At 71.4% G+C, this 8,621-nt stretch carries 7 protein-coding genes (1 of these 7 running past the window's edge); 4 read left to right on the plus strand and 3 right to left on the minus strand.

Going from position 1 to position 8,621, the window contains the following annotated elements:
* Nucleotides 1-627: 627 nt before the first annotated feature.
* On the minus strand, nt 628-2,514 hold the full coding sequence (locus tag OV079_RS04555) for a PAS domain-containing sensor histidine kinase (protein ID WP_267766458.1): 1,887 nt from the start codon (nt 2,512-2,514) through the stop codon (nt 628-630).
* A 49-nt stretch (nt 2,515-2,563) separates the two neighbouring features.
* Between OV079_RS04555 and OV079_RS04560 the strand changes: the two genes are divergently transcribed.
* From OV079_RS04560 to lon, 4 genes are all read left to right on the plus strand, one after another.
* Nucleotides 2,564-3,250 carry an HAD family hydrolase gene (locus OV079_RS04560; RefSeq protein ID WP_267766459.1) on the plus strand — a complete coding sequence of 229 codons (687 nt, stop codon included), beginning with the start codon at nt 2,564-2,566 and terminating at the stop codon, nt 3,248-3,250.
* Nucleotides 3,247-4,038, plus strand: coding sequence for a hypothetical protein (locus OV079_RS04565; protein ID WP_267766460.1), 792 nt, complete (start codon nt 3,247-3,249; stop codon nt 4,036-4,038). The genes OV079_RS04560 and OV079_RS04565 overlap by 4 nt, the downstream gene beginning before the upstream one ends.
* On the plus strand, nt 3,999-4,361 hold the full coding sequence (locus OV079_RS04570; RefSeq protein WP_267766461.1) for a hypothetical protein: 363 nt from the start codon (nt 3,999-4,001) through the stop codon (nt 4,359-4,361). Before OV079_RS04565 ends, OV079_RS04570 begins: the two co-directional genes overlap by 40 nt.
* 153 nt (nt 4,362-4,514) lie before the next feature.
* Nucleotides 4,515-6,983, plus strand: a complete 2,469-nt coding sequence (lon, locus tag OV079_RS04575; RefSeq protein WP_267766462.1) for an endopeptidase La — start codon at nt 4,515-4,517, stop codon at nt 6,981-6,983.
* A 387-nt stretch (nt 6,984-7,370) separates the two neighbouring features.
* Here the strand turns inward: lon and OV079_RS04580 are convergent, their stop codons facing one another.
* Together OV079_RS04580 and OV079_RS04585 are read right to left on the minus strand one after the other, a co-directional pair.
* Nucleotides 7,371-8,243 carry a peptidylprolyl isomerase gene (locus OV079_RS04580; protein WP_267766463.1) on the minus strand — a complete coding sequence of 291 codons (873 nt, stop codon included), beginning with the start codon at nt 8,241-8,243 and terminating at the stop codon, nt 7,371-7,373.
* Between the two features lie 92 nt (nt 8,244-8,335).
* Nucleotides 8,336-8,621, minus strand: the 3' portion of a protein-coding gene (locus tag OV079_RS04585; RefSeq protein WP_267778457.1) for a peptidylprolyl isomerase. The gene runs 164 nt beyond the window's last position; the window shows 286 of its 450 coding nt (coding positions 165-450); the start codon falls outside the window, past its right edge; the stop codon is at nt 8,336-8,338.

An 8,621-nucleotide genomic window follows, 5' to 3' on the forward strand; every position in this document is an offset into this window, starting at 1 on the left:
CACGCCACGGCAAACCGAACTCCCGAGTGCCCCTGCGCCGTCATCACCGGTTGCTCTGTGGCAAGGTGTACCAAAACTCGCCACGCTCACGCGCAGCGGCGCGCGCGCCGAGGGCCTCCACGTCGCGTCCATACGCTGTTCTCGCGCCTCACCCCAGGGCCACGCGCGGGGAGATCTCCGGGACAGGATCACCGCCACAACGGCGCGCAGGGGCCGCTGTGCGCTGTTCAAGCGCAGACCGGGCGATGCGGACCGGACCGCGCCCGAATCGCGACGGCGTACTGCGGCGTCGACCTCGCGGGCGTCGCCCAGTGCGCAGTCCCCGTGCGTGGACCGAGGCGATCGCGCGAGCGATGCCGCCGCGCCGAAGCCGCGCGCAGCCGGGGGCGTGAGGACATGTCTCTGTAGACATGTCTCAGTGGGCATGTCTTATGAGACATGTCTGAATAAGCATGGCTGTTCGAGCATGTCCTGAGGGACATGTCGACGCGAAGGGACAGGCCGCTCGCGCGTGCGGGCTCGGGCCGGCTCGCGGCGCGTCAGCCCGGGCGGGTGTCGAGCGCCTGGCGGACGCGGGCGGCGAGGGCTTCGAAGCTGCCGGACACGACCACGCCCTCGCGGCGCGCGTCAGCCCGGGCGGGTGTCGAGCGCCTGGCGGACGCGGGCGGCGAGGGCTTCGAAGCTGCCGGACACGACCACGCCCTCGCCGCCGGCGTGGCGCGACAGCACGAGCACGCGCAGCTCGGGCTGGGCCTTCTGCAGGGCGCGCGCGGCCTCGGCGGTGCCGGCCGACAGCTCGGACGAGATGAGGGCGAGGGCCGGCGGGGGCCGGGTCTGGCGCTGCAGCGCGAGCGCCTCGTCGAGGTGCTCGGCGATGTGGACGGTGTAGCCGAGCTGGCGCAGGGCGGCGGCGACGGCCCCGCGCAGGTGGAGGTCGTCGTCGAGGATGAGCACCGACTCGACGCCGCGGGTGTCGGACGTGGGGGTCGGATCGACCGCGCGCGGGATGCTGAACACGCGCGGCAGCACGACCTCGATCGCCAGCGAGTCGAAGCTGGCGCGGAAGCTCGACTCGCTGTCGCGGTTGAGCCGGAGGGCGCCGCCGCCGTGGCGGGCGATCGCCTGCGCCAGGGCCAGCCGCGCGCGCAGGGCCTCGCCCATGTCGGCGCCGCCCGACTCGACCGGGTAGGCGAGGAAGCGGATCCGGACGTACTCGCCGGCGGGCAGCCCGAACCCGAGCGAGCGCTCGATCCCCAGCGTCTGCAGGGCGACGTCGATCGCCAGCTTGGCGCCCTGGGGCATGTACGAACGGATGTGTCGCACGACGGCGACGACCAGCAGCTCGAGCTGGCGCGGGTCGACGCGGACGGCGCTGCGCAGGCCCTCGACGGGCAGTTCGAGCGCGAGGCCGTCGCCGAGCACGCGCCCGAGCAGGCCGCCCATGCGGGCGATCAGCGAGGCGGGGGCGACGTCGATCGGGTCGGCGAGCTGGCGGCGCGCGAACGCGGCGAGCTGGCGCACGAGGTCGTTCGCGTTGCGGGCGGCGCTGCGGATCCGCTCGTCGGTGGCGAGGTTCTCGATCTCGGTCAGCGGGTTCTGGAGGTCGGCGCTCATCGCCGAGGCCAGCCGCGCGACGGCGCCGGTGCGCTCGGCGTGGCGCAGCATCGCCGCGGCCTGCAAGCGGTCGGTGATGTCCTCGCTGACGACGATCACGCCCGAGGGCTTGCCGTCGCCGCCGGTCAGCGGGATCCGGCTGACCGCGAGCCACTGCTCGCGGCCCGCCGCGACCTGGGTCGCCTCGATGCGGGCGAGCTGCGGGCGCCCGCTCTGCAGCACCTCGCGCTCGTGCCGCCGCGCGACGTCGCCGCCGTCGCACAGCTCGGGGCGCAGGACGAGCTCGCGGTCGCTGCGGCCGGCCAGCTGGGCGCCGGTGAGGCCGGCCGCGCGGGCGAACGCGCGGTTGGCCCCGCGGTAGCGCAGGCGGCTGTCCTTCCAGGCGATCCGCTGCGGCAGGTGGTCGAGGACGGCGGCGGTCTCGTCGATGCGCACGAGCGCGGCGGCCAGCGCGGCGGCCAACGCACTGGCCGCATGGGCATGTCCTTCGGACCAGGTGAAGCGCTGGCCGAAGGCGGCGAACAGGAGCACGCCGACCAGGCCGTCGCCGCGCGCCGGGGCGGCCAGCAGGGCGGGGGCGCCGAACAGCCGCAGCGGCTTGAGCTCGGGCGGCGAGACCTCGCCCGCCGGGGCGCTGACGACCCGACCCTCGGCGAACGCCTCGAGCCAGCGCGGGGGCAGCCGCAGCTCGTCGCCGCGCGGCGCCCCACGCTCGCGCATCCACACGCCGCGCGGGGCAAAGCCGAGTCCGCTGGGCTCGAGGAACGCGGCGAAGTCGAGCCCCTGCGGCTCGGCGAAGGCCGAGAGCGCCCGCTCGGCCGCGCCCGCACCAGGGAGCAGGAGGCTCCGCAAGGCCGCGGCGAGGGCGGGCAGGCAGCGTTCATCGCCGGGGTCAGGCATCTGGAGGTGACAGTGTATCAGGGCCGGAGGTCGGTTAGCCTGTCGCGGCATGATCGGCCTGCCGCAAGCGCTGCTCCTCGACCTCGACGGCACCCTCGTCCACAGCGAGCACATCCATACCGAGGGCCTGGTCCGCTTCTGCGCGGGCCGCGGGCTCGAACTCAGCGAGCCCGAACGGCTGTTCGTGATCGGCCACGCCTGGCAGGAGATCTACGCCGAGCTGCGATTGGAGGCGCGCCTGGGAGCAACCCTGGCGGAGGTGCTGGCCGGCACCACGGCGGCCAAGGACGTGATGTTCGCGGCCGGGTTGAGGCTTCCTGTCCTCGAGGGGGCGCGCGAGCTGGTCTCTTTGGCCCACGCCGCCGGGATCGCGGTGGCGATCGTGAGCGGTTCGGCGCGCTCGGAGATCGTGCAGGCGCTGGAGGTGCTCGAGATCGGCGAGCTGCTGCGCTTCTACGTCGGCGCCGAGGACGTGATCCGCGGCAAGCCCTCGCCGGAGGGCTATGTCCTGGCGGCGCAGCGGCTCGGCGCGGCGCCGGAGCGGTGCCTGGTGGTCGAGGACAGCGAGGCCGGGATCGCGGCCGGGCTCGCGGCCGGCATGCGCGTGCTGGCGACCTCGGCGGCCAACCCGCCGCCGGATCGGCCCGGGCACCAGCGGCAACACGCGGCTCACCGCGTGGTCCCCGGGCTCGCCGGGCTGCAGCTGGCCGACCTCGCGGCGGTGATGACCTCGTGAGCGCGCCCGTCCTGGTGCTGATGCCCGACGCCGAGGCGCGGGTCGACCTGGCCCGCCCGGTGCTCGGCACCACCCCCGCGGTCCGCCTCGCCGAGGCCGCTCGCCGCGCCGGCTTCGCCGAGGTGCTCCTGGCCCCAGGGACATGTTCGATCGTACATGGCGCGAGGGTCGTGTCGTCCGGCGAGCCGATCGCGGCCCCGGCGCTGCTGGTGTTCGAGAGCGCGGTGATCGCCGAGCCGCTGCTGCGCGCGCTCGTCGAGCAGCCGCTGGCGGCCGACGAGGGCTACTCGCTCGGCGACGGGCTCGGACGTCCGAGTGCGTGGTGTACCGGTCACCTCGCGTGCGTGCCGGCCGAGCTGCCGATCGCGGAGGAGTTGCCGTGGCCGGCCGATCGCGGGCCCGCAGATCTCGCGCGCTACGTGTACGGCGAAGATCGTGCGCGGCTCGAGGCGGTGATCTGGAGCGATCGCGGCGACGCTGTCGAGGGCGCCGCGAGCGCTTCGGGGTGGCTGCGCGCGATCGTGAATCGCTTGGCCGACGGCGGTCGTCCGCTGGGACAGATCGAGCTCGCGGCGACGGTGACGGCGGTCCTCGCCGGGCCGGCGGCTCTGCTCGGTGGACGGCTCGGGATCGTCCTCGGGGCCGCGCTGCTCTGCATCGGGGTGCAGCTCGCGGCCGTGGTGCCCGCGCTCGCGCGACTGGTCCGCGGGCGCGGGGCGCGGCCGACGTGCAGTGGCTCGCGCCCGCGGTGCGACCGTTCGGGCACGCGGCCTACGTCGCCGCGTTGACCTACGCGCTGGTCGCCGAGGCGGGTCGCTCCAGCGTCGCCGGCCTGGTGCTGCTCGGCCTCGGCGCGGGCGCGGCGTTCTTGTCGCTGGCCCACGCGCGCGACGTGCTGCGCGGCGAGCGACCGCGCTTCGAATTGCCGAGCGCCGACGCGTTCGCGGCGCGGCTCGGCGCCACGCTGCCGGCGTGGTCGAACAGCGACGTCCGCGTCGAGGTCGTCGCGCTGGCGCTGGCCGTCACGGGCGCGCCAGGCCTGCCCTGGGGCGTGCTCGTCGGCGCCGCGCTCGCGCGGCTGTGGCGGTGGTTCATCGCGCCGAGAGGGTGAGCGAGGCCTCACAAAACGAGCCCGCCCGATCGCACTCGTTGGAGACACACACATCGGGTCTCGAGTCGCGCCGCGCCATGCCGCGGGGGGCAGCGCACGCGCGGTGTTTGACCCCACCTGGCCCGGATGCTAGGTTTGCCGCCAGGCTCCTTCATGGCACGCAAGATCCCGCTTCTCCCGCTCCGCGAGCTCATCGTCTTCCCGCACGAGGTCGTGCCGCTCTTCGTCGGGCGCGAGAAGTCGATCAACGCCCTCGAAGAGGCCATGGCAAGCGACCGGAGCATCCTGCTCTGCGCGCAGAAGAAGGCCAAGGTCAACGATCCGCGGCCGGACGGCATCCACACGTTCGGCACGATCGGCAGCATCATCCAGCTGCTCCGCCTGCCCGACGGCACCGTCAAGGTGCTGGTCGAGGGCAAGAGCCGGGCGAAGATCGGCCGCTACATCGACCACGACAAGTACTTCCTGGTCGAAGTCGACGTCGTCGAACCCTCCGCGGTGACCGTCGAGGAGGAGCCGGAGCTGGCGGCGCTGATGCGCTCGGTGCAGGCGACCTTCGAGAATTACGTCAAGCTCAACAAGCGCGTGCCGCCCGAGCTGGCCGCGAGCGTGGCGAGCATCGACAACCCGTCGCGCATGGCCGACACGATCGCCGCGCACGTGAACTTCAAGCTGTCGGCCAAGCAAGAGCTGCTCGAGACCGAGTCGGTCCGGGCGCGCCTGGAGAAGCTCTACGAGCTGATGCAGAACGAGATCGAGATTCTCCAGGTGGAGAAGAAGATCCGGACGCGCGTCAAGAAGCAGATGGAGAAGAACCAGAAGGAGTACTACCTCAACGAGCAGATGCAGGCGATCCAGAAGGAGCTCGGCTCGCAGGACGAGTTCAAGAACGAGATCGCCGAGCTCGAGGAGAAGGTGCGCCGCAAGAAGATGTCGGCCGAGGCGACCGACCGGCTCAAGAAGGAGCTGCGCAAGCTCAAGATGATGAGCCCGATGAGCGCCGAGGCCACGGTCGTGCGCAACTACATCGACACGGTGCTGGCGCTGCCGTGGGACGAGCGCACGGTCGAGAAGCTCGACGTCGACGAGGCCGAGAAGATCCTCGACCAGGACCACTACGGCCTCGAGAAGCCGAAGGAGCGCATCATCGAGTACCTCGCGGTGCGCTCGCTGGTGCCGAAGCTGAAGGGCCCGATCCTGTGCCTCGTCGGCCCGCCCGGCGTCGGCAAGACGTCGCTGGCGAAGAGCGTGGCGCGAGCGACCAACCGCAAGTTCGTCCGCGTGTCGCTCGGCGGCGTGCGCGACGAGGCCGAGATCCGCGGCCACCGGCGCACCTACATCGGCGCGATGCCGGGCAAGATCATCCAGGGCCTGCGCAAGGCGGGCTCCGCCAACCCGGTGTTCCTGCTCGACGAGATCGACAAGATCTCGATGGACTTCCGCGGCGACCCGTCGGCGGCGATGCTCGAGGTCCTCGACCCCGAGCAGAACCAGGCCTTCGTCGACCACTTCCTCGACCTCGACTACGACCTGAGCGACGTGCTGTTCCTGTGCACCGCGAACTCGCTGCACTCGATCCCGCTGCCGCTGCAGGATCGCATGGAGATCATCGAGCTCACGGGCTACACGGACGAGGAGAAGGGCAAGATCTGCCGCCAGTACCTCATCCCGAAGCAGCTCGAGGCCAACGGCCTGTCGACGGTCGAGGTCACGTTCACCGACCAGGCGGTCGGCGAGCTCATCCACCACTACACGAAGGAAGCCGGGGTCCGTAACCTCGAGCGCGCCGTCGGCTCGGTGGTCCGCAAGCTGGCCCGCGAGTACATCAAGGAAGGCAAGAAGAAGAAGGCGTACAAGGTCGACGTGCGCACGGTCCAGCGCCTCCTGGGCCCGCAGAAGTTCCGCTACAACGTCGCCGAGACCAACGACCAGATCGGCATGACCAACGGCCTCGCCGTGACGATCTTCGGCGGCGACCTGCTGCCCGCCGAGGTCACCGTGTCGGCCGGCAAGGGCAAGGTCACCCTGACCGGCAAGCTCGGCGAGGTCATGCAGGAGTCGGCGCAGGCGGCGGTCACCTACGTCCGCTCGCGCTCGCTGTCGTTCGGCCTCGAGCCCGACTTCTACGAGCACATCGACTTCCACGTGCACTTCCCCGAGGGCGCGGTGCCCAAGGACGGCCCCTCGGCGGGCGTCACGATCGTGACCTCGCTGGTGTCCGCGCTGCTGCAGGTGCCCGTGCGCAAGGACGTGGCGATGACCGGCGAGATCAACCTGCGCGGCAAGGTGCTGCCGATCGGCGGGCTCAAGGACAAGCTGCTCGCGGCCTTCCGCGGCGGCATGAAGACCGTCATCTGCCCGCGCGACAACGAGAAGGACCTGCAGGACGTGCCGAAGAACGTGCTCAAGGCGCTCGAGGTCAAGCTCGCCGACACCATCGACGACGTGCTCCGCGCCGCCCTGTCGATGCCGCCGGAGGACCACCCGAACGCGCCGTTCCGCAAGTTCATGTCCGGGGAGCTGGTGGCAGGCCCGGCTGACTGGCGAGCGGTCGCGCAGTACCTCGACGAGCGCCGCCGCAAGGACCGCGCCGCCCACGAGAGCGAGCACGGGCCGCACTGAGGCGCGAAGCGCCGCCGCACGGAGCCGCCGGGACGCGAGTCTCGGCGGCTTCGCCGTTTCGGGCCGCATCGAGCGCGAAGCGCCGCGATGGAGCCGCCGGGACGCGAGTCTCGGCGGCTTCGCCGTTCCAGGCCGCATGGAGCGCAGCGCCCGCGACGCGGAGCCCGGGCGCGAGTCTCGGCGGCTTCGCCGTCTTGAGGGCCGCGCTCACTGCCGCGACGAGGATGAAGCGTCAGCTCTCGAGGTCGTGTCCTCGCCAGCTCGCGAGGCGCGACGTGTCTACTCACCGTCGCTGTCGAATCGGCGAATACTACATGGCCGCAGAGACCTGTCCCATCGCGCAGGTCTCGGCGGCCATGTCCTTCGGTCATGAAAGAGGCGAGCGGCTCACTTCTTGGCGCGCTCGAACGTGACCTTGTTGATCTTCACGTCGTCGAGCGGGCGATCGGCGCGGGTCTTGACCTTGCTGATCTCGATCGCGGTCTTGCTGTCGCACTTGCCGAACACGGCGTGCTTGTCGTCGAGGTGCGGCGTGGCGGCGACGGTGACGAAGAACTGCGAGCTGCCGGTGTTCGGCCCGCGGTTGGCCATCGACAGGATGCCCGGGCCGCTGTGGCGCAGGGTCTTGTCGAACTCATCGACGATGAGGAAGCCCGGGCCGCCGGTGCCGTTGCCCAGCGGATCGCCGCCCTGCAGCATGAAGCCGGGGATCACGCGGTGGAACAGGGTGCCGTCGTAGAAGTTGCCCGTCTTCCAGGTGTCTTCCTTCTTGACGTAGTAGGGCCGCACGCCGCGCGCGAGGCCGACGAAGTTGGCGACCGTCTTGGGTACCTGCTCCTCGAACAGCTCGCAGCGGATCGGGCCCATCGTGGTGTCGAGGGTGGCGAACAGCTTGCCCTTCGACTTGTCGGCGAGCACCTCGTCGCCGGCCAGCGCCTGCTCGAGGGTGATCTCGCCCATCGGGTCACCCTGGGCCTTGTTGAACTCGAGCAGGTCGGCCGGGGAGAGGCCAGGGCGTACGTTCTGGCCCTTCTTGAACTTCGAAGCCGCGGGCTGCGGCTCGGTCTTGGCCTCCTGCTTGGTCTCCGGGGCCTTGGCCTCGGGCGCCTTCACTTCGGGCGCCTTGGCGTCCGGCTTCTTGGCCTCGGTCTTGGTCGACTCGGCCTTGCCAGCGTCGGTCTTGCCGGCGTCGGGGGCGCAGGCGGCAAGCACCAGCGCGCAGGAGAGGGAGAGGATGCGGACGTGCGAGATCTCGGGCATGGTCGTAGGTCCGTAGACGGCGAGGGTTTTCCCACGACCGCGCGCCGCGGCCAGCGAATCTGCACGCGCAGAGCCGTGAGGAAGATCGCGGGTCATGGTTCGCGGCGGATCGTGACCGTCGCAATCTTCGGCGGGTTCGCAGGGTCGGCCAGGGCCCGGCGCGCCAGCTCGCGGACGACATCCTCGGAGTCGCACGAGCCAATGATGGTGTGCTTGCCCTTGAGCTGGGTCAGCGGGGCGAACGAGATGAAGAACTCGGCGGCGCTGCTGTGCGGCGCGCCGGTGTTGGCGAGGGCGAGCAGGCCCGGGCGATCGAACACGTGTCCGGCGGACATCTCGTCCTGAAGCACGAAGCCCGGGCCGGTCCCGCGGCGGCCG

This window comes from Nannocystis pusilla (assembly GCF_026626665.1).
Lineage (GTDB): Bacteria > Myxococcota_A > Polyangia > Nannocystales > Nannocystaceae > Nannocystis > Nannocystis pusilla.

What these genes read in the sequence shown, in the direction of transcription:
- OV079_RS04560 (WP_267766459.1), top strand. Translation starts at nt 2,564, where the DNA reads ATGATCGGCCTGCCGCAAGCGCTGCTCCTCGACCTCGACGGCACCCTC.
- OV079_RS04580 (WP_267766463.1), bottom strand. Translation starts at nt 8,243, where the DNA reads ATGCCCGAGATCTCGCACGTCCGCATCCTCTCCCTCTCCTGCGCGCTG.
- OV079_RS04555 (WP_267766458.1), bottom strand. Translation starts at nt 2,514, where the DNA reads ATGCCTGACCCCGGCGATGAACGCTGCCTGCCCGCCCTCGCCGCGGCC.
- lon (WP_267766462.1), top strand. Translation starts at nt 4,515, where the DNA reads ATGGCACGCAAGATCCCGCTTCTCCCGCTCCGCGAGCTCATCGTCTTC.